Raw genomic sequence first — 22,351 nt, 5'->3', positions numbered from 1 at the left:
GGGTCTCCGTCTCGCGTCCGTTGGTGGGCAACTGGCTCAACGGTACCGGGGTTGCACTTGCAAGTGCAACCCGTCAGACCGCGTCGACCAGCGCCCTCGCCAGCGGGTGCCACTCGCGCGACGACGGGCCGCTCAGCACCAGGGTCCGCTCGAGTCGCCGGGCCATCGGCAGCATCACGAGGTTCGGCGGCAGCATCACCCGGCCGAGCGTCGGCACGATCGAGACGCCCTCGCCCCGTTCGATCATCCCGAACATGGTGCTCATCTCCCGCACGCGGTGGGCGTACCGGAAGGGGCGTCCGTCGAGCTCGTGCAGCTTCTGGATCTGGTACTCGCACCCGCCGCCGCCCGCGACCAGCCCGTCCTCGTGCAGGTCGTCGAGCGTGAGCGCGGGCAGTTCGGCGAGCGGGTGGTCGCGCCGGACGACGGCGGCCATCTCGTCCCGGGCGACGACGACGCCCCCGGCCGGCACCGGCGAGGGGTCGACGAGCACGGCTGCGTCCACGGTGCCGCTCTCGAGCCAATCGGGCATCTCGTCGTCGTCGCCCTCGTAGACCTGCACGTCGACGTCGGGCAACGTCACCGCCCACAGCTCGCGGAGCCGCGGTAGCAGGCCCTGGCAGACGGTGGGGACGGCCGCGAGTCGCACGGTGCCGCGCGCTGTGGCGGGCCGGACCACTGCCTCCAGGGCGTCGACCGAGGCGAGCACGCTGCGGGCGTGGGCGAGCAGGCGGTCGCCCAGGGGTGTCGGGACGGCGACCGCACCGCGCCGGACGACCGGCCCGCCGACCTCGCGCTCGAGCCCGGCGACGGCGTGCGAGACGGCCGACTGGCCGACGCCGAGCACGGAGGCCGCGGACGTGAACGACCCGGCGTCGAGCGTGGCGACGAACGCACGGAGCTGGGGGACCGAGACGGTCATGCGTGCTCCTCATGTCGGCATGAACCCCATGCGTTTGCCGCATGGGCGTTGGTGGTTCGACACTAGGCCACATGAACGCCCTCCTCTACGGTCTCGTCGCCCTCACCTGGGGCTCGAGCTTCCTCTTCGCGAAGATCGGCCTCGACGGACTCGCACCGCAGCAGGTCGCCACCGTGCGGACCGTCCTGGGCGGCGTGACGCTCGTCGTGCTGTTGCTCGCGACCCGTCGGCGCTGGCCGCGGGAGCCCCGCGTGTGGGCGCACCTGGCGGTCGTCGCGTTCTTCCTGAACGCCCTGCCGTCGTCGCTGATGGCGTGGGCCGAGCAGACCGTGCCGTCCGGGCTCGCGAGCATCTACAACGCGACGACCCCGATCATGACGCTGGCGGCGCTCGCGGTGCTCGTGCCCTCCGAACGGCTGCGGGGCCGGCAGGTGGCCGGGATCGTGGTCGGCATCGTCGGGGTGCTGGTGCTCGTCGGTCCCTGGGACCTGCTCGGCGACCCGGCCGTCCTGGCGAGCGTCCCGGGACAGGTCGCGTTGCTCGGCATGACCGCCTCCTACGGCATCGGCCTTGCCTACCTGCGGCGCGTGGCGGTGGGCAGCGCGTACGACCCGGTCACGATCGCGACGGTGCAGCTCACGCTGGCGTCCGGCATGCTCCTGCTGGTCGCGCCCGCCATCGCCACCGGCCCGGTACAGCTGGACGGGAGGATCGCGGCCGCGATGGTCGCGCTCGGTTGCGTCGGCACCGGGCTGGCCTACGCGTGGAACACGCGCCTGGTGCAGGCGTGGGGCGCCGGTCGGGCGTCGACGGTCACCTACCTGACGCCGGTGGTCGGCGTGGCGCTCGGCGTGCTCGTGCTCGGTGAGCGCGTGCGGTGGAACGAACCGGTCGGTGGACTGGTCGTGCTGCTCGGCATCGCGCTGGCCTCGGGGGTGCTCGGCCGCCGGAGTCTGCGTCGTCCGGCACGCCCCGCCCGTACGCTGGCCGGGTGACCTCCGGCCAGGACCCCCACGTGGTGCGACTGCTGTTCGCGTCGTCCCACCCCGGCCCGACGGTCACGGTCACGGTGCTCTCCGCCGTCATCGCCGCGGCCGTCGGACACCCGGTGTGGCTCGTGGTCCTGGTCGCGCTGACGGTGGTCGCCGGACAGCTGTCGATCGGCCTGGCGAACGACTGGATCGACGCCGACCGCGACCGTGCCGTCGGCCGGAGCGACAAACCCGTCGCCCGCGGACTCATCGCGGTGGAGACGGTCCGCACGGCGGCGTTCGTGACGGCCGGTGCCGCTGTGGTCCTCTCGCTGTTCCTCGGGCCCGTCGCCGCTGTCGCGCACCTGGTGCTCGTCGCCGCGGGGTGGGCCTACGATGCCGGGCTCAAGCGCACCGTGTGGTCGGTCGTGCCGTTCGTCGTCGCGTTCGGGCTGCTGCCCGTGGTCGCGGTGTCCGCCGGTCCCGAGCAGCTGTGGCCGGCGTGGTGGGCGATCGCCACCGGCGCGGTGTTCGGCGTCGCGATCCACTGCACGAACGTCCTGCCCGACCTGGTCGACGACGCCGCCACCGGGGTCCGCGGGTTCCCGCACCGCCTCGGGCTCCGGGGAGCCGGGATCGTCGCGTTCGGGTCGCTCGTCGTCGCGGCCGGCCTGGTGCTCGGCGGACAGGTGCTCGGTGACGACCCGGTCCGCGGCATCGGGGTCGTGCTCGCCGTGGTCGGGGCGGTCGTCGTGCTGGTGCTCGCCGTGGTGGGGGTCCGGCTGGTGCTGGCGGGACGGGCATCGCGGACCCTGTTCCGGCTCGTCATCGCGTCGTCCCTGGTGCTCGTCGTCGAGCTCGGGTTCGCCGGGGCGCGGCTCGTCGCCTGACGCGAGCCGGCCGCGCGCCGACGCGAGCCGTCAGGCCCAGCGCATGGCGTAGAGCCGAGCCAGGCCGTGCGCGGTCGGCAGCGACAGGACGGTCCGGAGCAGCGCCTCCCGTCCGATGGTGGAGACGGCACCGAGCGGACGACCGAGCCCCATGTTCGCCTCGGCCTGCCGGGCCGCACGGCGGGCGGCTGCCTGGCGGCGGGCGGCGTAGCCGGGCCACGGTCCGGCCACGCCGGTCCGGACCGCACCGGCGAGCAACGGCGCGAGCTCGGCCGCGTCGAGCCAGCCGAGGTTCATGCCCTGCCCGCCGATCGGGCTGATCTCGTGGGCGGCATCGCCGACGAGCACGACCCGGCCGACCCCGACGCGGTCGGCGACGCGGCGCCGCACCCGGAAGCCGCTGAGCATCGTGCAGGAGGACGGATCCGGGACGACGCCGGTGCGTGCGGCGACGATCGCGGCCAGTCGTGCCGCCGTCTCCGGGTCGGGGGTCGCGCCGCTCGGGGCGAACGCCAGCGAGTCCGGCACCAGGGCGACGTACCGGCGCCGACCGTGCGGCAGGGGGAAGGACTCGACGACGCCTCCGGGGCCGACGTCCACCAGGGCCGCGGTCCGGGCGTCGGCGCCTTCGGGGTCGGCGAAGTCGCCCATCACGTAGCGGTCGGGGTAGTCGCGTCCGGTGGTGCCGATGCCGAGCAGGTCACGGACGACGCTCCGTGCGCCGTCGGCCCCGACGACGAACGCCGCCCGGACGGTGACCCGTGCGCCGTCCGGGCCGGTGCCGACCGCGTCGACGTGGTCACGGTGCCGGGACAGGGTGGTCACCGTCGTGCCGGTGCGCAGCGCGGCTCCGTCGGCAGCGGCCAGCCGGTCCCGCAGCAGGGACTCGGTGCGGTGCTGGTCGAGCGTCGCGACGTACGGGTGGGTGTCCGAGGCACGGTCGAAGGTCAGCGTGCCGAGCGTCCGCCCGCGGCTCCGCGCGACGCCGGTGCGCACGACGGTGGCCTCGGCGAGCACCGGGACGTCGAGCCCGATCGCGGCGAAAGCGTCGAGGGACGGCGGGTGGATGCCGATGGCGCGCGACCCCTCGGGTGGACCGGGGCGACGCTCCCACACCTGCACGGCGATGCCCCGCGCAGCCAGCAGCGCGGCGAGGAAGAGGCCGACGGGACCACCGCCGACGACGAGGACGTCGGTGCGCTCCGTGGTCACGGGCCGAGCCTACGGTCGGGCGGTCGAGCCGCGCACAGCTGCACTGCTCGTGCGCAGCCGGCGACGGAGCCGCTCCACGGGGACCTCGACCGCGTAGGCGGCACCGATCGACACGAGCAGCACGATGCCGACCAGCCCGACCGTGCCCCACGCGCCGATCGCGAACGTGCCGAGCAGCGCGATGACGAGCGGGTGCCACAGGTAGGCCGAGTACGACACCCGTCGTCCGAACCACGCCACCGGGGTCCAGCTGAGCGCCGTGGCGACGGGCGAGCGCACCGACACCAGGCCACCGATGAGCACCGCCGAGATCACCCCGGTGACCGGCAGGACGACACCGAAGGTCCAGGCGTGCTGCGTCCAGTCGTCGTCGATCCAGAGCAGCACACCCACCAGGAGACCGAGGCCGGTCCAGGTCGCGACGTGTCCGGCGACCCCGGCTGCCCGGACGCGCACCCGTTCGTCGTCGAGCAGCAGCGCGAGCGCGCACCCGAGCGCGAGCGGTACGACGCCGAGCACCGGCGAGAAGTACACGTCGGGGGTGGCGCCGCCGCTCGGGGACCGGTAGCTCGCCCACGACGCCGCAGACGCCCCGACCACCAGGACGCCGAGGCCCGTCAGCAGCCAGCGCCGTCGGGCCCGCAGTGTCGCGAGCAGGACGAGCACGGGTGGCCAGACCAGGTAGAACTGCTCCTCCATCGACAGGCTCCACGTGTGCGCGAACACACCCTGCGTGGTGTCCCAGAACGCGCGGAAGAGGTTGCCGGTGTAGGTCAGGGCGATGACCCCGGCCTCGCCCGCCGAGAACGACGCGCCCTTGTAGTCACCAACCCAGTTCCACAGCAGCAGACCCACCGCGACGAACACGAGCAGCGCGGGGTAGAGGCGGAGCAGGCGCTTGAGCCAGAACGAACCCAGCCGGACACGACCGGTGCGTCGGCGTTCACCGAGCAGCAGCGTGGTGATCAGGAAGCCGGACAGCACGAAGAACACCGTCACGCCGATGAAGCCGCCCTCGAACTGCGGGACGTGCAGGTGGTACAGGACGACGGCGAGGATCGCGATGGTCCGGAGTCCGTCGAGGGCGGGTGCGCGATGGGTGAGCGGGGGCGGTGGCGTCCGGCCCGTCGGGTCGCGGTCGGTCCGGCCCCGCGCGGTCGTCGCGTGGCCGGGCGCGGTCGTCGCGCGGCCAGGTGCCGTCGTCGCGCGGACCCGCTCGGGCGAGAGCACGTCGGTCGTCACGGGCACCTCCTGCGCGATCGGGCGGCCACGACAGCGGGACGCGTCGTGACCGGATCGTCACATGATGCGCGCGGCAGGTAAGAGCCGACTCAACGCCCGGGGTGCACCAGGGTCGCCAGGGCGTCGAGCCGTTCGTGCACGATCGCTGCGAAGGGACGGTCCTCGCCGGGGGTGATCCACTGTGCGAAGGACAGGTGGAACACCGTCACGGCGGTCTCGGCGGCCATCGTCGCCGCCGGTTCGGGGACGCCGCGCTCGCGCATGACCTCGCCCAGGCGTGCCTTCAGGGTGGCGAGCTTGCCGAGCTCCCGTTCGCCGAGCGCTGCGTTCGCGTCGATGATCGTCTGCCGGGCCCGCGACCACGACCGGCGGTCCTCGGGGAAGAACCCGGCGGCGGCGTCGAGGGCGCGTCCGACCAGGTCGAAGGGCGCCGCGTCGGCCGGGGCGGCCGTGATCGGGTCGACGAACATCGCGAGGAAGTCGTCCTGGCCGGCGAACAGGACCTCGCGCTTGTCGGCGAAGTGCCGGAAGAAGGTGCGCTCGGTGACCTGGGCCTCGGCGGCGATCCGCGCGACCGTGGTGCCGTCGTAGCCCTCGGACGCGAAGAGCTGCAGCGCGACCGCCTGCAGTCGTTCACGCGTTCCGGGTTGCCATCGAGCCATGCACAGAGTCTACTGAACAGGACACCTTGATGACAGCGGCTGACATCGAGTGCTACGGTGATGTCAGTTCATGACATCACCGCCGTGGACACCTGCGAAAGGACCACTCATGCACGTGTTCGTCACCGGGGCCTCCGGCTGGATCGGCTCCCACACCGTCGACGACCTGCTCGCCGCCGGACACACCGTCACCGGGCTCGCGCGTTCCGACGCGTCGGCCACCGCGCTCGAGGCGAAGGGCGTCGCCGTCCTTCGCGGTGACCTCGACGACCTCGACGTCATCCGCCGGGGCGCTTCCGAGGCCGAGGGCGTGCTGCACCTCGCCAACAAGCACGACTGGGCGAACGCCGCCGCCACCAATGCCAGCGAGCGGGCCGCCGTCGAGACCATCGGTGCAGCGCTCGTCGGCACCGACCGCCCGTTCGTCCTCGCATCGGGCGTCGCCGGGCTCGCCCAGGGCCGCCCCTCGACCGAAGCGGACGCCAACCCGTTCGTCGGCCCGGACAGCATGCGCGGCGGCAGCGAGAACCGCGGCTTCGACTTCGTCGGCCAGGGGGTACGCACGATCGCTGCCCGGTTCGCGCCCACCACGCACGGCACCGGTGACCACGGCTTCATCGCCGCGATCGTCGGCGCCGCCCGGCAGCGCGGCGTCTCCGGCTACGTCGGCGACGGCACGAACAGCTGGTCCGCCGTGCACGTCACCGACGCCGCCCGGCTCGTCCGCCTCGGTCTGGAGCAGGCGCCGGCCGGCACTCGGATGCACGCCGTCGCCGAGACCGCGATCCCGACCCGGGCGATCGCCGAGGCCATCGGCGAGGTCCTCGGGCTGCCGGTGACCTCGATCGACCCGGCGGACGCGGACGCGCACTTCGGGTTCATCGGCCGGTTCTTCGGCATGGAGATGTCCGCCACGTCCGACGCCACCCGCGAGCTCCTCGGGTGGGAGCCGACCGGCCCCGGCCTGCTCGAGGACATCGCCGCCGGCGCCTACTCCGGCGTGCGGGTCGCGTAGGCGGCGCGGAGCACCCGCGCATGGTGAGCAGAAATGGTCGGGTTCAGTCACCGGACCCGACCATTTCTACTCACGAAGCGAACCGCGAAGCGACGCGCGACGCGCGAGCGCGTCGGCGCCGACTACTCGGACTTCTGCATCTGCCACGGCTCCGGCTCGCGGTCGCCGTTCGGGCGCACGGGCCGGACGTCGCCGACGATCGGGATCGCGCGCTTCCGCATGAACCACAGGTAGCGGACGAAGAAGTGCGACAGTGTCGACAGCCGGTTGCCGTTGCCGAGCAGCGACGCGATGTGCACCGCCACCCACGCCAGCCACGCGACGGGCCCGACGAGCGTGATGCCACCCCGCAGCTGCGCGACCGCGGCGTTCGTGCCGATGGTCGCCATCGTGCCCTTGTCGAAGTACTTGAAGTGCTCGGTGGCCTTGCCCTCGAGTAGGCGCTTGATCTGCTTCGCGACGTGCCGTCCACCCTGCAGCGCCGGCTGGGCCAGCTGCGCGAGGGCCTCGGACTGCGCCGCGATGTCGCCGGCCGAGAAGATCCGCTCGGCGCCGTTGACGCGCAGGTCGTCGCCGACCTGGATGCGTCCGCCGCTGGTCTGCGGCAGGCCCCAGCCCGAGACCTCCTTGTGGGCGGCGACGCCGGTGGCCCAGATGACCTGCGAGGCGGGGATGAACTCGCCGTCGGCCGTCATCACGCCGTCGGTCTTGACCTCGGAGACGCCGGTGTTCAGCCGGAGGACGACGCCGCGCTTCCGCAGGACCTTGGCCGCGTACCGGCGCAGGCGCGGAGCGAACGGCTTGAGCAGTTCGCCACTGCGGTGCACGAGGGTGATCGTGATGGCACCCTTGTCCAGCTCGGGGTACGCCCCCTCGAGTGCCTGGTCGCGGAGCTCCGCGAGTGCGCCGGCCATCTCGACGCCGGTCGCGCCGCCGCCCACGATGACGATCTTGATCTCGTCGGGGCCCTGGTTCGCGGCAGCCTCTTCCAACCGGGTGAACAGCTCGTCGCGGATCCGCAGGGCCTGCGAGCGGGAGTACATCGAGTACGCGTACTCGTAGGCGCCCGGGGTGCCGAAGTAGCTCGTGTTCACGCCGTTCGCCAGCACGAGGTAGTCGTAGTGCAGGTGCTCGCCGTCGGACATCTCGGCGATGCGTTCGTCGGTCCGGATGCCGGTGAGCAAGCCGTGCCGGAACTCGGCGTTGTCCTGCTTGGCGCGCAGGCTGCGCAGGAAGTACGTCACGTCGCCGGCGTTCAGCCCGCCCGTCGCCACCTGGTACATGAGGGGCTGGAACATGTTGTAGACGTGCCGGTCGACGAGCGTCACCCGGACGGGAGCGTCCGCCAGCTCGCGCATGGCAGCGACACCGGCGAATCCACCGCCGACGATGACGACGTGCGGGCGGGTGTCCTGGGGCATGCTGATCCGGCTTTCTTCGGTTCGTGAGGTGGTCACCCACGAGGGTACGCGCGCTGTGGACCGCTCCCGTCCACTGCCGACCGGGAGGCCCGGGTCGGCTCCGTCAGGCGTCGAGCCGTGCGTAGGTGCTCACGACGTTCCCCTTGCTCGTCACGGTGCTGTCGACCAGCCGCAGGCGCGTGGCCGGGTCGGTCGGCTCGAAGAGCTTCCGGCCGGCGCCGGCGATCGCCGGGTGCACCATCAGCTGGAGCTCGTCCAGGAGCCCAGCGAACAGCAGGTGCCGGACGACGCTCACGCTGCCGCACACCGCGATGTCGGCGCCGTCGCGTTCCTTGAGCTCGCGGACGAAGGTGTCGAGGTCGCCCGCGATCCTGGTGGTGTTCTGCCACGTCAGGTCGTCGTCGAGCGTCGTGGAGGCCACGTACTTCTCGATCGGGTTGATCCACTGCCCGAAGCCATCGTCGGGGTGTGCCGGCCACCACTCGGACCACTCGAGGTAACTGTTCCTGCCGAGCAGGACGGTGTCGGTGCGGGCCATGAACGCGCCCATCCCGGCCCCGAGCTCGTCGTCGAAGCTGTCGTACTGGAATTCGTACGGGTCCTGCACGACGCCGTCGACCGACGTGAACAGCCCTGCGGTGACCTTGCGCATGGCCGGAGCGTACTGCGGATCAGCTGCCGGTGCCGCTGTCGCTGCTGCTGCCGTCGGTGCCGCTGCCGGATCCGTACCCGGGGAGCTGCCCGGTGCCGTTGCCCGGGAACTGGTTCGTGCCGCCGTTCGTGCCGGGCACCTGCGTCGTCGACTGGGACTGGTCTCCACCGATCGCATGCCCGATGGCGAAGCCGATGCCCCCGCCGACGAGCAGCGCCGCCAGCCCGACGATCGCAGCCAGGACGGGCCAGAACCACGGCGGCTTCGGTGCGCTCTTCCGGCTCGTCGGGGCCGAGGCGCCGTACCACGGGGTGGCGCCGTTCGGGTCGCCGGCGTTCCAGGATCCGGCGTCGGAGCGGTAGGGCTGCTGGGCGTACTGGTTCGGTGCGGGTGCGTCGAGGGTCGCCGTGGAGGTCGGCGTGGGTGCCGAACCCCAGCCGGCCGGTGCCGCTGCCGAGGGAGTGCGGGCGGCGTTGCCCGGCTCGTGGCCGTTCGTGGGAGTGGTGTCGCTCATGGAAGGCAGTGCACACCGCGCCCCTATGTGCAGCCGATGACGAGCCTGACGCAGTGCTGCGAACCGCCGCGTACCCTCGGGGCGTGCGCGATGAGCTGGAGACGGACCCGACCACGTTCCGCACGGAGCCGACGCGCACGGGTCGACCCGTGCCTCCCGGCATCCCGCTGGTGCGACGCGCGAGGTGGGCCGCACTCGACTGGTGGTACGCGATCTCGTGGCAGGTGCGGAGCCTCGGGCCCACCACCGCTGACGACTACCGGACCGGCGACGGCCAGCCCGTCGTGGTGATCCCCGGCGTCTACGAGACCTGGCACTTCATGCGGCCGCTCATGGACGCCCTGCACGACCGCGGGCACCCGGTGCACGTGCTGCCGGTGCTGCGGCACAACCTGCGGCCGGTGCCGGACTCGGCGCGCGACGTGTTCGCGTACCTCGAGGAGCACGACCTGCGGAACGTGCTCGTGCTCGCGCACAGCAAGGGCGGGCTCATCGGGAAGTACGCGATGACCCAGCTCGACGACCACGGCCGCATCGACCGCATGGTCGCCGTGTCGACGCCGTTCGCCGGGTCGGGCTACGCGCGACTGGCTCCGGTGCGGCACCTGCGGGTGTTCCGGGCGGCCGATCCCGTGCTGGCCGGACTGGCGCGGGAGCTCGACGCGAACGCCCGCATCACCTCGGTCTACGGGGTGTTCGACACGCTCATCCCCGAGGGCAGTGAACTGTCCGGGGCGACGAACGTGCGGCTGCCGGTGGGCGGGCACTTCCGGATCCTCGGTGACGTCCGCACGCGCGCCGCGGTGCTGGCGGCCGCCGACCCGGCCTGAGGCGCGCCCGTCTCGTCCAGTCCCGTCTCGTCCCCGCGCCCGTCCCGTCCCCGAGGTTCCGAAATCTCGGCATGTCGGCGCTCGGATCGCCGCAGTTCGGAACCTCGGCGGAGATCATCCGGCATGTTGTGGAACCTCGGGGCGCGGCCAGCCTGCCTCAGGCCCCGGGCAGGAACAGGCAGAACGGGTGCCCGTCGGGGTCGAGCAGCACCCGGACGTCGTCCTGCGGTTGGAACGCGGCCTCTGTGGCACCGAGCTCCTCGGCGCGGGCGACGGCTGCCGGCAGGTCCTCCACCTGGAAGTCGAGGTGCAGCTGCATGCCGGGGGCATCGGCGGTGCCGGGCCAGGTCGGCGCGACGTACTCGGGCTCGTACTGCACGGACAGACCCGGGCCCTCGGCGGGGCGGATGCGGGCCCAGGTCGGGTCGTCCTCGTACACGGTCCACCCGGTCAGGGCGTCGTAGAACCGGGCGAGGGCGATCGGCTCCGGGGACTGCAGGACGGTCGCGGCGAGCGTCGGCATCGAGGCGTCTTCGCTGGTCATGCCGCGGAGCGTACGCCGATCAGCGACCACCGATCAGCGGTCAGCGGTCAGCGGTCAGCGGTCAGCGGTCAGCGGTCAGCGATCAGCGGTCAGCGGTCGGCGACGCTCGCGCGCTCGACGATGCGGTGCGGCACCACCACGGTCTCGGGCGGCAGGCTCCGGTCCTCGATCCGTCGGGTCAGCAGGTCGAGTGCTGCCGTCGCGAACGCCCGCCGGTCGAACGACACCGTGCTGAGTGCGGGGATCGCGTACGCCGCACCGTCGATGTCGTCGAACCCGATGACGCTGACGTCCTCGGGGACGCGGACACCTCGGGCGGCCAGGACGTGCAGCACGCCGAAGGCGATCGAGTCGGTGAACGCGAAAACGGCGTCGGGCAGGGGGTGCTCGTCGAGCCAGGCTGCGAACGCCGTCGCTGCCGAACTCGTCGTCCAGGACGGCAGCGGCACCCGCAGTGCGGGGTCCGGTTCGATCCCGGCGGTGGCGAGTGCGGCGAGGTACCCACGTTCCCGCAGCTCACTGGTGGCGGTGGGCTCGGACGCCCGGGCGGCACCGGCGACCGCGATCCGGCGGTGGCCCCGGGACACCAGGTAGGCGGTGACCTGCTCGGCGGCGGCCCGGCTGTCGACGTGCACCTGGTCGACGTGCTCGGGTTCGACCTCACCGATCACGACGGTCGGTGGGAGCCCCTCGGTCGAGGCAAGGACGCTCGCGCTGAGCGACACCGGGTTGAGCACGAGGCCGTCGACGAGGTGGGCGCGGGCTCGTGAGACGAGGTCGCGCTCGCGGGCCGGGTCGTTGCCGGTCTGGTCGAGCTGGACGACCCATCCGCGCTCGCGGGCGAGTTCGACGAACCACTGCGCGAGTTCGGCGGAGTAGGCGCTGGCCATCTCGGGAAGGGTCAGGGCGATCGCACCGGAGCGGCCGTTCCGCAGCCCGCGGGCGGACAGGTTCGGCACGTAGTCGAGTTCGGCGACGGCCCGTTCGACGCGCTCGCGGGTCTCCGGGCGCACCACCACGCCGCCGTTGATGACGTTGGAGACGGTCTTCGGCGACACCCCGGCGAGGGTGGCCACGTCCCGCACGGTTGCGCGCATCGGGACGAGCGTAGCGCGGCCGGTCTCCGGTGGAGTCGTCGTGCGGGGCTGCGGGTGTGCGCTCACTGGAGCGTTACAACGATGGAAACGTTTGGCAACGGATTGCCACGTTGTAACTCCGCACGCCAGGGTCGCTGCAGGAATCCAACGGAGGAGGCCACCGAGTGACGAAGCTCGACGTCCGCGCGACGACCACCGCGCACACCGCACCACCACCCGACCCCGGGCTCCGCCGACGGAGCACGTGGCAGCGGATCCGCCGCGACCGGGTGCTGCTGCTGATGGGCCTGCCGGGAGTCGCCCTGCTGCTCGGGTTCCACTACCTGCCGCTGCTCGGCAACCTCATCGCATTCCAGGAGTACCTGCCGTTCGTCCCGCTCGGCCGCAGCCCCTGGGTCGGGTTCGAGAACTTCTCGGTGGTGTTCGACGGCAACGGCGAGTTCCTCGGCGCGCTCCGGAACACCCTCGTGATCACCCTCGTGCAGGTCGTGTTCGTGTTCCCCGCACCGATCATCCTGGCGCTCATGCTCAACTCGCTGCTGTCCGAGCGGATCAAGGGCGTCGTGCAGTCGATCCTGTACCTGCCGCACTTCCTGTCGTGGGTGATCGTCGTCGCGGTGTTCCAGCAGATCCTCGGCGGCTCCGGGCTCGTGAACAACGCGATCCGTGCCGCCGGCGGTGACGCGATCGACTTCCTCGGCAACCCCGACGGGTTCATCGCCCTGCTCACCAGCCAGGTGATCTGGAAGGACACCGGCTGGGCGACGATCCTGTTCCTCGCCGTCCTCAGCTCGATCGACGCCAGCCTGTACGAGGCGGCGAAGATGGACGGCGCCTCGCGCTGGCGCCAGCTGTGGCACGTCACCCTGCCCGGCATGCGCGGCATCATCATCCTGCTGCTCATCCTGCGGCTCGGCGACTCGCTCACCGTCGGCTTCGAGCAGATCATCCTGCAGCAGCAGGCCGTCGGTCGTGCCGCCAGCGAGGTCCTCGACACCTACGTCTACAACAACGGCGTGCTCGGTGGGCAGTGGGGTGTCGCCGCGGCCGTCGGACTCGTCAAGGGCGTCGTGGGCGTGCTGCTCGTGCTCGGCGCCAACAAGCTCGCGCACGTCTTCGGTGAAGCGGGCGTCTACCAGAAGGAGTCGCGATGACCGCCACGCACACCGTGACCGTCCCACGGGCGAAGAAGCGCAAGCGCGGTGGCCCGGACGCGGCTCCGCTGCCCGGACGGCTGCTCACCGGAGCGGTCCTGCTCGTGATCTGCCTCGTGGTGATCCTGCCGTTCGTCGGCATCGTGTCGACGAGCCTCGCACCCACCAGCCAGGTGAACGACGCCGGCGGGTTCGTGATGTGGCCGAAGGGCTTCGACCTCAGCGCCTACGAGAGCATCTTCGCCGGCGGTGTCGTCACCCGGGCCCTGGTCGTGAGCATCGGCATCACCACCGTCGGCACGCTCATCAGCCTGTTCGTGAGCGCGATGCTCGCCTACGCCCTCAGCCGTCCGGGCTCCTACGGGTCGGGTGCCGTGCTCGGCCTCGTGCTCGTCAGCCTGCTGTTCGCGCCCGGCCTCATCCCGAACTACCTCGTCGTCAAGCAGTTCGGGCTGCTCGACTCGTACTGGGCGCTCATCCTGCCCACCGCCCTGAGCGCCTTCAACGTCATCGTGATGCGGTCGTTCTTCATGGCGATCCCGCAGGAGCTCCTCGAATCGGCACGCATCGACGGCGCCGGTGACTTCGCGGTGTTCTGGCGGATCGTGCTGCCGCTGTCGAAGGCCGTCCTCGCCGTCATCGGCCTGTTCTACGCCGTCGGCTACTGGAACGCGTTCTTCAACGCGCTGCTCTACATCAACGACACCGCGAAGTGGCCCCTGCAGCTGGTGCTCCGCACCTACGTGATCAACAACGCGCAGCTCGGCGGCGCCGACCTCGGGGCATCCGCCGATGCCCTCCCACCCCAGGCCTCGATCCAGATGGCGATCCTCGTCGTCTCGATCGTGCCGATCCTCATCGTCTACCCGTTCCTGCAGCGGCACTTCGCCAAGGGTGTCCTGACCGGTGCGGTGAAGGGCTGACCAGCGTGACGAACAACGGAATCACCCGCCGCGCGCTCATCGCGGGTGGTCTCGGGGTCGCAGCCACGGGCCTCCTGGCCAGCTGCTCCACCGTGACCCGCTCGACCGACGTCAAGGCGATCAACCAGGCGGTCACGCTGCCGGACTACGTGCCGTGGGCCGGCGGGCCGGAGCCGGCGTTCCCGAAGACGAGCGCCCTCATGCCGAGCGCCTTCCGGAAGATCCCGGCGACGCTCGTGCCCACCGACGGCAAGCCCGGCGACGGCTCGACCGTGCACGGCAGCGTCCCGACGAACTCGCCCGTGCCGCCCTCGAAGGGCAGCAACCCGTACTGGCAGGGGCTCGACCAGCGGATGGGGATCGACCTCGACCTCACCATCACGCCGAACGCCGACTTCGGCAACAAGTTCGCCACGCAGGTCGCGGGCGACACCCTCGGCGACGTGTTCACGGTGTTCGGGTCGTTCCCCTACCTGCCGCAGTTCCTCGAAGCGAAGGCCGCAGACCTCAGTCCGCACCTGTCCGGCAGCGGCGTCCGCGACTACCCCTACCTCGCCAACCTGCCGACTGCGTCGTGGCGCGGCACCGTCTTCTCCGGCGGCATCTACGGCGTCCCCGTCCCGCGCGGACCGTTGACGTCGCAGGCCCTGTACCGCCGGCAGGACCGGTTCGAAGCCCTCGGCGTCGACCCCGCGTTCTCGAGCGTCGACGAGTTCGTGCAGGTCTGCCGCGACGTCTCGGACCCGCACAGCAACCGCTGGGCGCTCGCCTCGGTACCGACGAACATCCTCGGACCGATGCTCGGACTGCCGAACCAGTGGCAGGTCGAGGGTGGCCGGTTCACCCACATGTACGAGCTGGACGAGTACCAGGACCTGCTCGAGGTGTCGCGGAAGCTCATCGCCGAGGACCTCGTCCACCCGGACAGCATCACCGCCTACAACGGCAAGGTCTGGTTCGTGCAGGGCTCCGCCCTCATGCTCTCCGACACGTACAGCGCCATCCCCGGACTGCTGCAGCAGGCCACCCCGGGCAGCGGTTTCGAGCTGACCATCGCCCCCTTCGTCGGACCGTCCGGAGCGGAGCCGAAGCCGTGGCTCGGCGACCCGAACAACGCGATCGCGGCCGTCGCCGCCGGCGGTGAGGAGCGCGTGAAGATGCTCCTCGAGGTCCTGAACTGGTGCGCGTCGCCCTTCGGTACCGAGGCCTGGATGTACCGCAAGTTCGGCATCGAGGGCCGCGACTTCGAGTACCGCGACGGATCCCCGGTCCTCACGAAGACGGGCAACAGCGAGACCGCGCTCGGCGAGTTCCCGTTGCAGTACTTCACCGAGTGCCCGCTGCCGCTGTACTACTCGGGCAACCCGACGATGACGGACACCGTCTACGAGTCGCTGTCGTCGTGGGTCGACCGCGGGCTGCCGAACCCCGCCTACGGCCTGTACTCGCCGACGAACTCGACGACCGGGCCGGCCCTCGGCACCTTCGCGACGAACGCCATCAACGACGTGCTGCTCGGGCGGGCGAAGGTGTCGTCGTGGAAGGGGACCGTGCGGGAGTGGCGTCGCCGGGGCGGCGACGCGATCCGCCGCGAGAACCAGCAGGCGTTGGCAGCGCGGTCGTCCTGACGCGCTCGTCGTCGCGTGGTGTGGCGCCCAGACGCCGCGCCGTTTCTCGGCGTCTCGCGCACACGACGGCGTCCTGCGCGGCCCTGGACTCAGGGCGAGCGGACGGGAGGCCCGTGCCGGGGTCCGCCACGGGCCTCCCGTCCGTCAGCGTGGCCCGGCCACCCCGACCAGGTTGCCCGCAGGATCGCGGAAGTGCGCGACGGTGACCCCGCCGCCCTCGTTCCGGGTCGGTGGCAGTGCCGCCGACCCGCCCAGGCGCTCCGCGTCCTGCAGCGCGGCGGCGACGTCGTCGACGCCGACGTAGAAGACTGCGTGGGCGGCGAAGCCCGGACCGCCGCCGATGCCGCCCGCGACCGGACCCGCGCCGTCGACGGGGTCGAGGAACGAGTACGACGTCTGATCGGAGACGGCCGCAGCGACCGGCGCTCCGGGTGGCGCATCCCAACCGAACAGTGCGGCGTAGAAGGCGCGCAACCGATCCGGGTCGGGGCCGATGAGTTCGACGTGCACCACGGCGTTCGTCATGGGGCCGTTGTACTCCCGGCGCGGACCATGTGGACCTCGCGGACGCCGTCGTCGACCTGCGCGCTGCCGTCCGGCGCGAAGCCGTGCTTGCGGTAGAACGCCTGCGCACGCGGATTCGGGTCGGCAACCCACAGCGTGACCCGCTCGTCCGGGCCGACCACCGCGTCGAGGAGCCCGCTGCCGGCGCCGGATCCGTGGTGACCGTCGAGCAGGTAGAGGACGAAGAGGTGCACGTCTGCGGCACCCGCCCCGCCGGTCGCCGGACCCGCCATGGCGATGCCGACGACCGTTCCCTCGTGTTCGGCCACGGCGACCCGGTTCGCTGCGAACCGGGCGTCGGTGAGTGCCGCCGTCCAGAACGCTTCGCGACGGACGACGAAGGACGGGTCGTCGAGGACCTCGTCCCGCATCAGGCCGCGGTACGTCGTCCGCCACGATGCGACGTGGACGCGGGCCATCGCGGCCGCATCGGTCGGCAGCGCAGGTCGGACCGTCACGCCAGCCACGACGGGTCCGCGAACAGGTCCTCGAGCTCCTGGACCAACCGCGAGGTGTGGAAACCGTCGGCCGCCGCGTGGTTGATCTGCAGCGCCAGCGGCATCACCGTGCGGTCACCCTCCGTCCGGTACCTGCCGAGCGTGATGATCGGCAACAGGTGGTCGTACCCGTCGCGGACGTGCAGCGCGAACCCCGTGAACGACGTGCGGGGGAAGGTGGAGACGTCGAACACGTTCCGGGGCCTGTCCTCCTGCGGGAACATCCGGACGTCGTCCCGGTACCGATCCATCGTGTCGACCGCGACGGCGTGGAACCGGCCGGGGTCCTCGTCGTAGGGCACGACCAACGCCGAGAAGGTCTCCGTGTCCGGGTGGAACACCGTGAACATCGGGTGCACGACGTCCCAGACGCCGGGGGAGCCGTCGTCGAGCAGCTGCATCCGGAACTCGGGATGACGGTTGACCACGGTCGCGATCGCCCAGATCTGGGACGCGTAGGTCTTCGCCGCGCTCGTGCGGACCGCCGCGACGAAGGCCGTCACGTCGACGTCGACGGTCACCTCGTAGGAGCACTGCACACGCTGGCGGTAGTGCTCGAAGTGCTCGCGGCGGGGCCAGGTGGCCAGGTCGATCGGTCGGAGCTCCGTCATGGCACCAGTCTGGTCGCGAGTGCGGCGTCGAGTGCTGCCCGCTCGCCGTCGATCGTCAGCTCGACCTCGTCGAGCGCCCGTCGTTTCCACAGGAGGAGCAGTACGTCCTCCGCCCGACCGGTGACGATGACGGCGGCGTCGCCACCGTCCGTGCCGTCGAGCGAGGCCTCGCCGGGTGCGTCGGAGAACGCGAACGCGACGGTCCGCGCCAGCGCCGCGATGCGGCCGAGCCGCACCTGACGCGGGTACAGGTCACCGACGACCTCACGAACGCCGTCGGTCGCCAGCTCGACCGGGAGGCCCGGCTCGACTCCCAGCGCCCGCTGCGCGTCCCACAGGTGGATCGCGGTCTCGTGCGCCTGGCGACGTGCCCAGGTCGCGGCCGTGTCCGGCGGGTAGATCGCCGAGCACGGGGTGTCCGAGGAGCGTGCCCGGAGCGCCGCGACGAGTTCGCCGGCTCCCGTGCGGAAGCGGTCCGCGAGGTCGTCGTGCGCGAGCGGTGCGGGCTCCGAACCGGTCAGCTGCCCGAGCGCCCACCGGTGCACGTCGGTCAGATGGACACCGAGGTCCTCGACGGACCAACCAGGGCACGACGGCACCGGTGCCGCGCGGTCGCCGGACCGCAGGACGTCGTCGAACCGTTGCGCTGCTCCGGCGAGGGCGGTGAGGTGGGTGTCGTACGTCGACATGGAGCCAGCATGGTCACGAGGTGCTCCCTATGGTGGAGCCATGCCGACGCCCGATCGGGTTCAGTCGTTCGGGCGGATGAGGCAGAACGGGTGGCCCGCCGGGTCGAGGTAGACGCGGAACGTGTCCGTCGCCGATCCCGTGGCGGTCGCACCGATCGCCAGGACCGCGGCCTCGCCGTCGTCGAGGTCCTCGACCTTCACGTCGAGGTGGCTCTGCTGCGGGACGAGCTGGCCGGGCCACTCGGGTGCGCGGTAGTCCTCGACCTGCTGGAACGCCAGGAGCGGCCGCTGGTCGGTGAAGGGGAGCGCGACCTCCGCCCAGTCCTCGTCGAAGCCGACGATCTCGCCGCCGAGCAGCTCCGCGTAGAAGCGCGCCAGGCCGCGAGGGTCTGCGCAGTCCAGGACGACCATGTCGAGTGTGCCGATCATGGCCGTCACGGTAGACCGATCAGCGCGCCGCGGTCAGGGCCTTCGTGATCCGCTGCAACGACACCGTCTCGGCGGTGCCGAGTCCCTGCGCGAACAGGCTGAGGCGGAACTCCTCGAGCATCCACCTCGCGTGCACGAGCTCGGGGTGCGAACCGACTGCCGGAGGGAAAGCCCCGCCGGCGTCGACGTAGCGGTCGGTGGCGACGGTGACCTCGCGCATCCACGTGGCATCGCGCCCGGGGTTCTGCAGCAGCTTCTGCACGCGTGCCTCGATGCCCTGCAGGTAGACCCGGATGCGCCGGAGCCGGTCGGTCCCGGCGACGGAGACGAACCCCGGGGAGACGAGACGCTCCATCTGCTGGCGCATGTCCGTCAGCGCACCGAGCAGGGACATCGAGTTCGCCTGCTTGAGTGCTCGTTCGGCGGACCGTTGGGCGAGGAGCACGGCAGCGAGCTCGGACACGGCCGTGAACATCGTGTCGACGACCGTCGCCGACACCGCATCACGGACCGCTTCGAACGCGGCCTTCGTGAACACGAGCCCGTCCGGGTGAGCGCGACGGATCACCGCGTCGACGACGGCCGCGAGCACGTCGTCGAAGAGTGCGTTCGTGGAGGCGTACGGGCTCGCCGCGAGTGCGAGCTTCTCCTGCGCGGTCAGGTGCGACTGGATGTACGACACCGGCGACGGCACCGCGAGCATCACCAGGCGACGGACCCCGGCGGGCATGCGCACCTGCCGGTCGGACGGCGTCGCGAGCAACTGCACGCCGACGGTCGCCTTCGGACCGGAGCCCTCTTCCACCAGGGAAGGGTACGCGCGGATGACGCCACCGGCCTGCTTGGTGTCGAGGGTCTGCGGCAGGTCCTGGGCCGGCCAGGTCGTCAGGCCGGACTGCTCCACCCCGGCACCGCCACCAGCGGCGGCGACGCGAGCCGCGCCTCCTGGCTGTCCCGCAGCCCGCACCGTGGCGGAGGCGACGCTCTGCTGCGTGCGGTCCTTGAGCTTCGTCTGCAGGACCGACAGGTCCTTGCCGGCCTCGACCCGCCGACCACGTTCGTCGACGACCGCCCAGGTCGGCAGCAGGTGTGACGGCACGCGGGCCAGGTCGAAGTCGGACTCCGACACCGGCACGTAGGTCATGCGCTGGATCGCCTTGGCCAGGGTCGCGCGGAACGACTCGGTCGGCTCGGTCGGGGCGTCGTCCGGCAGTTCGGCGACGATCTTCTCGGCCCAGTCGGCGGCGGGTACGACGTTCTTGCGGATCTGCTTCGGCAGCGACTTGATGAGAGCGGTCACGAGCTCCTTGCGCAGGCCGCGGACCTGCCAGTCGAAGCCCTCTTCGCGCATGCGGGGGAGCAGCGCGAGCGGCACCTGCACGCTGACGCCGTCGTCCTGCGCGCCCGGCTCGAAGCGGTACTGGATCGCGAGTCGCTGGTCGCCGCTCCGCCACTGGGTCGGGTACTCGACGTCGTCCTCCGCCGCCTCGGCAGCGGATTCGTCCAGGAGGTCCGCCCGGCGCATCGTGAGCAGGTCCGGTTGGCCGCGGCGCGTCGTCCGCCACCACCCCTCGAAGTCACGGGTCGTCGCGATGTCGGCGGGGATGCGGGCGTCGTAGAACTCGTAGACGTTCTCGTCGTCGAGCAGGATGTCGCGCCGACGCGTGCGCTCCTCGAGCTGTTCGAGTTCCTTGCGGAGCTTCCGGTTGGCACGGTCGAACGCCTGCTGCGACTCCCACTCGCCCTCGACCAGGGCGTGGCGGATGAAGAGCTCGCGCGAGTGCTCCGGGTCGATCCGGGCGTACTGCACCCGGCGCCGCTGCACGATCGGGACGCCGAACAGGGTCACCCGCTCGTAGGCGACGACCGCGCCCTGCTTCTTCTCCCAGTGCGGTTCGCCGTACGTGCGCTTCAGCAGGTCACCGGCGAGGGGCTCGACCCACGCGGGGTCGATCCGGCCGACGGTCCGTGCGAACAGCCGACTGGTCTCGACGAGTTCGGCCGCCATCACCGCATCGGGCTGCTTCTTCGCGAGCACACTGCCCGGGAACACCACGAACCGGGTGTTCCGGGAGCCGAGGTAGTCGCGCTTCTCGCGGTCGCGCAGCCCGATCTGGCTGAGCAGACCGGCGAGCAGGGACCGGTGCACCGCGTCGCCGTCGTCGGAGCGGGACTGCCCGACCCGGACGTCGACCTGCTTCGCGGCGCGGGAGAGCTGGCGGTAGAGGTCCTGCCACTCGCGGATGCGCAGGTAGTTGAGGAACTCGGCCTTGCAGAGCCGGCGGAACGCGCTCGACGACAGCTCGTCCTGCTTGTCCTCGATGTAGTTCCACAGCGCGAGCAGGGTGAGGAAGTCGCTCGTCGGGTCGGCGAAGCGGGCGTGCATCTGGTCGGCGTGGGCGCGCTTCTCGAGCGGGCGTTCGCGGGGGTCCTGGATGCTCAGGGCGCTGACGACGGCGACGACCTCGCGACCGACGCCCTGCCGCCCGGCTTCGAGCACCATCCGGCCGAGCCGCGGGTCGATCGGCAGCCGGGTGAGCTGTCGTCCGGACTTGGTGATCCGGCCGTCCTTGTCGACGGCGCGGAGTTCGCGCAGCAGGTCGAGGCCGTCCTTCACCCCACGGGAGTCCGGCGGCTGCAGGAACGGGAACGACTCGATGTCACCGAACCCGAGCGAGATCATCTGCAGGATCACCGCGGCGAGGTTCGTCCGCAGGATCTCGGGGTCGGTGAACTCGTCGCGGCGCTCGAAGTCGTCTTCGGAGTAGAGCCGGATCGCGATGCCGGCACTCGTGCGGCCCGCTCGACCCGAACGCTGGTTCGCGCTGGCCTGCGAGATCGCCTCGATCGGCAGCCGCTGCACCTTGGCGCGCGGGGAGTACCGCGAGATGCGGGCGGTCCCGGTGTCGATGACGTACTTGATGCCGGGCACCGTCAACGAGGTCTCGGCGACGTTCGTGGCGAGCACCACGCGTCGGCGGATCCCCGGCGTGGTGCGTCGGTCGAACACGCGGTGCTGGTCAGCGGCGGAGAGCCGGCCGTACAGGGGCAGGACCTCGGTGCCCTGGTAGCGCTTGCCCTCGATCGCGTCCTGCGCGTCGCGGATCTCGTTCTCGCCGGACAGGAACACGAGCACGTCGCCGGGTTCTTCGCGCGCGAGTTCGTCGAGTGCGTCGGTGATCCCCTGCAGGGTGTCGCGGTCGTCGGCGCCGTTCGCCCCGCCGCGGTCGGCCGTGCGCGAGTCGGTCTCGTCGTCCTCGTCGGTGTCGTCGGCGTCCTCGGACACGAGCGGGCGGTACCGGATCTCGACGGGGTAGGTCCGCCCGGAGACCTCGATGATCGGGGCGTCGCCGAAGTGCTTCGAGAAGGACTCGGGGTCGATCGTCGCGCTCGTGATGATGAGCTTGAGGTCGGGTCGCCGGACCAGGAGCCGCTTGAGGTAGCCGAGCAGGAAGTCGATCGTGAGCGACCGCTCGTGCGCCTCGTCGATGATGATCGTGTCGTACCGCTTCAGGTCGCGGTCGAAGTGGATCTCGTTCAGCAGGATGCCGTCGGTCATCAGCTTGATTCGGGTGTTCGACGACACCTTGTCGGTGAACCGGACCTGGTAGCCGACGAGGTCGCCGAGGTCGCTGCCGAGTTCTTCGGACACGCGCTCGGCGATGGTGCGAGCGGCGATCCGACGGGGCTGGGTGTGTCCGATGTGCTCACGCCCCAGCTCGAGGCAGATCTTCGGCAGCTGGGTGGTCTTGCCCGAGCCGGTGGCCCCCGCGACGATGACGACCTGGTTGTCCCGGATGGCAGCCGCGATGTCGTCCCGCCGCTGCGAGACCGGCAGTTCGGGCGGGTACGTGATGACTGGCGGCGTGGGAGACATGAGCATT

Annotated in this window: 22 protein-coding genes; 7 read left to right on the top strand and 15 right to left on the bottom strand. The window is 71.4% G+C overall.

Going from position 1 to position 22,351, the window contains the following annotated elements; all coding sequences use genetic code 11:
• Window positions 1-73 precede the first annotated feature (73 nt).
• Window positions 74-922, bottom strand: a complete 849-nt coding sequence (locus ITJ69_RS15455; RefSeq protein WP_194673236.1) for a LysR family transcriptional regulator — start codon at window positions 920-922, stop codon at window positions 74-76.
• Between the two features lie 71 nt (window positions 923-993).
• Here ITJ69_RS15455 and ITJ69_RS15450 point away from each other — a divergent pair, with 71 nt between their 5' ends.
• On the top strand, window positions 994-1,917 hold the full coding sequence (locus ITJ69_RS15450; RefSeq protein ID WP_194673235.1) for a DMT family transporter: 924 nt from the start codon (window positions 994-996) through the stop codon (window positions 1,915-1,917).
• A complete protein-coding gene (locus tag ITJ69_RS15445) occupies window positions 1,914-2,783 on the top strand; it encodes a UbiA family prenyltransferase (protein WP_194673234.1) in 870 nt (289 codons plus the stop codon). Before ITJ69_RS15450 ends, ITJ69_RS15445 begins: the two co-directional genes overlap by 4 nt.
• 30 nt (window positions 2,784-2,813) lie before the next feature.
• Here ITJ69_RS15445 and ITJ69_RS15440 read toward each other — a convergent pair whose 3' ends face one another.
• From ITJ69_RS15440 to ITJ69_RS15430, 3 genes are all read right to left on the bottom strand, one after another.
• Window positions 2,814-3,995 carry an FAD-dependent oxidoreductase gene (locus tag ITJ69_RS15440; RefSeq protein ID WP_194673233.1) on the bottom strand — a complete coding sequence of 394 codons (1,182 nt, stop codon included), beginning with the start codon at window positions 3,993-3,995 and terminating at the stop codon, window positions 2,814-2,816.
• 9 nt (window positions 3,996-4,004) lie between these two features.
• Entirely contained in the window at window positions 4,005-5,237 is a 1,233-nt protein-coding gene (locus ITJ69_RS15435) for an acyltransferase family protein (protein ID WP_194673232.1), read from the bottom strand.
• Between the two features lie 89 nt (window positions 5,238-5,326).
• Window positions 5,327-5,899, bottom strand: a complete 573-nt coding sequence (locus ITJ69_RS15430; RefSeq protein WP_159573761.1) for a TetR/AcrR family transcriptional regulator — start codon at window positions 5,897-5,899, stop codon at window positions 5,327-5,329.
• A gap of 109 nt (window positions 5,900-6,008) precedes the next feature.
• Here ITJ69_RS15430 and ITJ69_RS15425 point away from each other — a divergent pair, with 109 nt between their 5' ends.
• Window positions 6,009-6,914 (top strand): SDR family oxidoreductase, encoded by a 906-nt coding sequence (locus ITJ69_RS15425; RefSeq protein ID WP_159573762.1) that lies wholly within the window; start codon window positions 6,009-6,011, stop codon window positions 6,912-6,914.
• A gap of 122 nt (window positions 6,915-7,036) precedes the next feature.
• On the opposite strand, the gene ITJ69_RS15420 is transcribed toward ITJ69_RS15425, so the two are convergent.
• The 3 genes from ITJ69_RS15420 to ITJ69_RS15410 all read right to left on the bottom strand — a co-directional run bounded on the left by ITJ69_RS15420 (window position 7,037) and on the right by ITJ69_RS15410 (window position 9,501).
• Window positions 7,037-8,335 (bottom strand): NAD(P)/FAD-dependent oxidoreductase, encoded by a 1,299-nt coding sequence (locus tag ITJ69_RS15420; protein WP_194673231.1) that lies wholly within the window; start codon window positions 8,333-8,335, stop codon window positions 7,037-7,039.
• A 103-nt stretch (window positions 8,336-8,438) separates the two neighbouring features.
• Window positions 8,439-8,987, bottom strand: a complete 549-nt coding sequence (locus tag ITJ69_RS15415) for a dihydrofolate reductase family protein (protein WP_194673230.1) — start codon at window positions 8,985-8,987, stop codon at window positions 8,439-8,441.
• A 19-nt stretch (window positions 8,988-9,006) separates the two neighbouring features.
• Window positions 9,007-9,501 carry a hypothetical protein gene (locus ITJ69_RS15410; RefSeq protein WP_194673229.1) on the bottom strand — a complete coding sequence of 165 codons (495 nt, stop codon included), beginning with the start codon at window positions 9,499-9,501 and terminating at the stop codon, window positions 9,007-9,009.
• Between the two features lie 83 nt (window positions 9,502-9,584).
• Here ITJ69_RS15410 and ITJ69_RS15405 point away from each other — a divergent pair, with 83 nt between their 5' ends.
• Window positions 9,585-10,331 carry an alpha/beta hydrolase gene (locus ITJ69_RS15405; RefSeq protein ID WP_323743126.1) on the top strand — a complete coding sequence of 249 codons (747 nt, stop codon included), beginning with the start codon at window positions 9,585-9,587 and terminating at the stop codon, window positions 10,329-10,331.
• Window positions 10,332-10,488: 157 nt separating this feature from the next.
• On the opposite strand, the gene ITJ69_RS15400 is transcribed toward ITJ69_RS15405, so the two are convergent.
• Both ITJ69_RS15400 and ITJ69_RS15395 read right to left on the bottom strand, forming a co-directional pair.
• Complete coding sequence (locus tag ITJ69_RS15400; RefSeq protein ID WP_228505847.1) at window positions 10,489-10,875, bottom strand: VOC family protein; 387 nt, start codon at window positions 10,873-10,875, stop codon at window positions 10,489-10,491.
• Window positions 10,876-10,964: 89 nt separating this feature from the next.
• Window positions 10,965-11,972 (bottom strand): LacI family DNA-binding transcriptional regulator, encoded by a 1,008-nt coding sequence (locus ITJ69_RS15395; protein ID WP_194673228.1) that lies wholly within the window; start codon window positions 11,970-11,972, stop codon window positions 10,965-10,967.
• A 164-nt stretch (window positions 11,973-12,136) separates the two neighbouring features.
• Between ITJ69_RS15395 and ITJ69_RS15390 the strand changes: the two genes are divergently transcribed.
• From ITJ69_RS15390 to ITJ69_RS15380, 3 genes are read left to right on the top strand one after another with little or no spacing between them, the layout of a single operon-like run.
• On the top strand, window positions 12,137-13,126 hold the full coding sequence (locus ITJ69_RS15390) for an ABC transporter permease (protein WP_235036018.1): 990 nt from the start codon (window positions 12,137-12,139) through the stop codon (window positions 13,124-13,126).
• Complete coding sequence (locus tag ITJ69_RS15385; RefSeq protein WP_123291805.1) at window positions 13,123-14,049, top strand: carbohydrate ABC transporter permease; 927 nt, start codon at window positions 13,123-13,125, stop codon at window positions 14,047-14,049. Before ITJ69_RS15390 ends, ITJ69_RS15385 begins: the two co-directional genes overlap by 4 nt.
• A gap of 5 nt (window positions 14,050-14,054) precedes the next feature.
• On the top strand, window positions 14,055-15,677 hold the full coding sequence (locus ITJ69_RS15380) for a hypothetical protein (protein ID WP_194673227.1): 1,623 nt from the start codon (window positions 14,055-14,057) through the stop codon (window positions 15,675-15,677).
• A gap of 144 nt (window positions 15,678-15,821) precedes the next feature.
• On the opposite strand, the gene ITJ69_RS15375 is transcribed toward ITJ69_RS15380, so the two are convergent.
• The 6 genes from ITJ69_RS15375 to hrpA are packed head-to-tail and all read right to left on the bottom strand — an operon-like array spanning window position 15,822 to window position 22,344.
• Window positions 15,822-16,202, bottom strand: a complete 381-nt coding sequence (locus tag ITJ69_RS15375) for a VOC family protein (protein WP_194673226.1) — start codon at window positions 16,200-16,202, stop codon at window positions 15,822-15,824.
• A complete protein-coding gene (locus ITJ69_RS15370; RefSeq protein WP_235036019.1) occupies window positions 16,199-16,699 on the bottom strand; it encodes a GNAT family N-acetyltransferase in 501 nt (166 codons plus the stop codon). The genes ITJ69_RS15375 and ITJ69_RS15370 overlap by 4 nt, the downstream gene beginning before the upstream one ends.
• Window positions 16,696-17,349 carry a CatA-like O-acetyltransferase gene (locus tag ITJ69_RS15365; RefSeq protein ID WP_194673225.1) on the bottom strand — a complete coding sequence of 218 codons (654 nt, stop codon included), beginning with the start codon at window positions 17,347-17,349 and terminating at the stop codon, window positions 16,696-16,698. Before ITJ69_RS15365 ends, ITJ69_RS15370 begins: the two co-directional genes overlap by 4 nt.
• The gene (locus ITJ69_RS15360; protein WP_194673224.1) at window positions 17,346-18,038 is read right to left on the bottom strand and encodes a maleylpyruvate isomerase family mycothiol-dependent enzyme; all 693 of its coding nucleotides are present in this window, start codon (window positions 18,036-18,038) and stop codon (window positions 17,346-17,348) included. Before ITJ69_RS15360 ends, ITJ69_RS15365 begins: the two co-directional genes overlap by 4 nt.
• 60 nt (window positions 18,039-18,098) lie before the next feature.
• Window positions 18,099-18,467: a VOC family protein gene (locus ITJ69_RS15355; protein WP_111084715.1), complete on the bottom strand. Its 369-nt coding sequence runs from the start codon at window positions 18,465-18,467 to the stop codon at window positions 18,099-18,101.
• A 19-nt stretch (window positions 18,468-18,486) separates the two neighbouring features.
• On the bottom strand, window positions 18,487-22,344 hold the full coding sequence (gene hrpA / locus ITJ69_RS15350) for an ATP-dependent RNA helicase HrpA (RefSeq protein ID WP_194673223.1): 3,858 nt from the start codon (window positions 22,342-22,344) through the stop codon (window positions 18,487-18,489).
• Between the last annotated feature and the right edge of the window lie 7 nt (window positions 22,345-22,351).

Origin of the sequence: Curtobacterium sp. VKM Ac-2887 (genome assembly GCF_015350935.1) — a bacterium.
Lineage (GTDB): Bacteria > Actinomycetota > Actinomycetes > Actinomycetales > Microbacteriaceae > Curtobacterium.
This window is presented reverse-complemented; position numbering and strand designations above follow the sequence as displayed.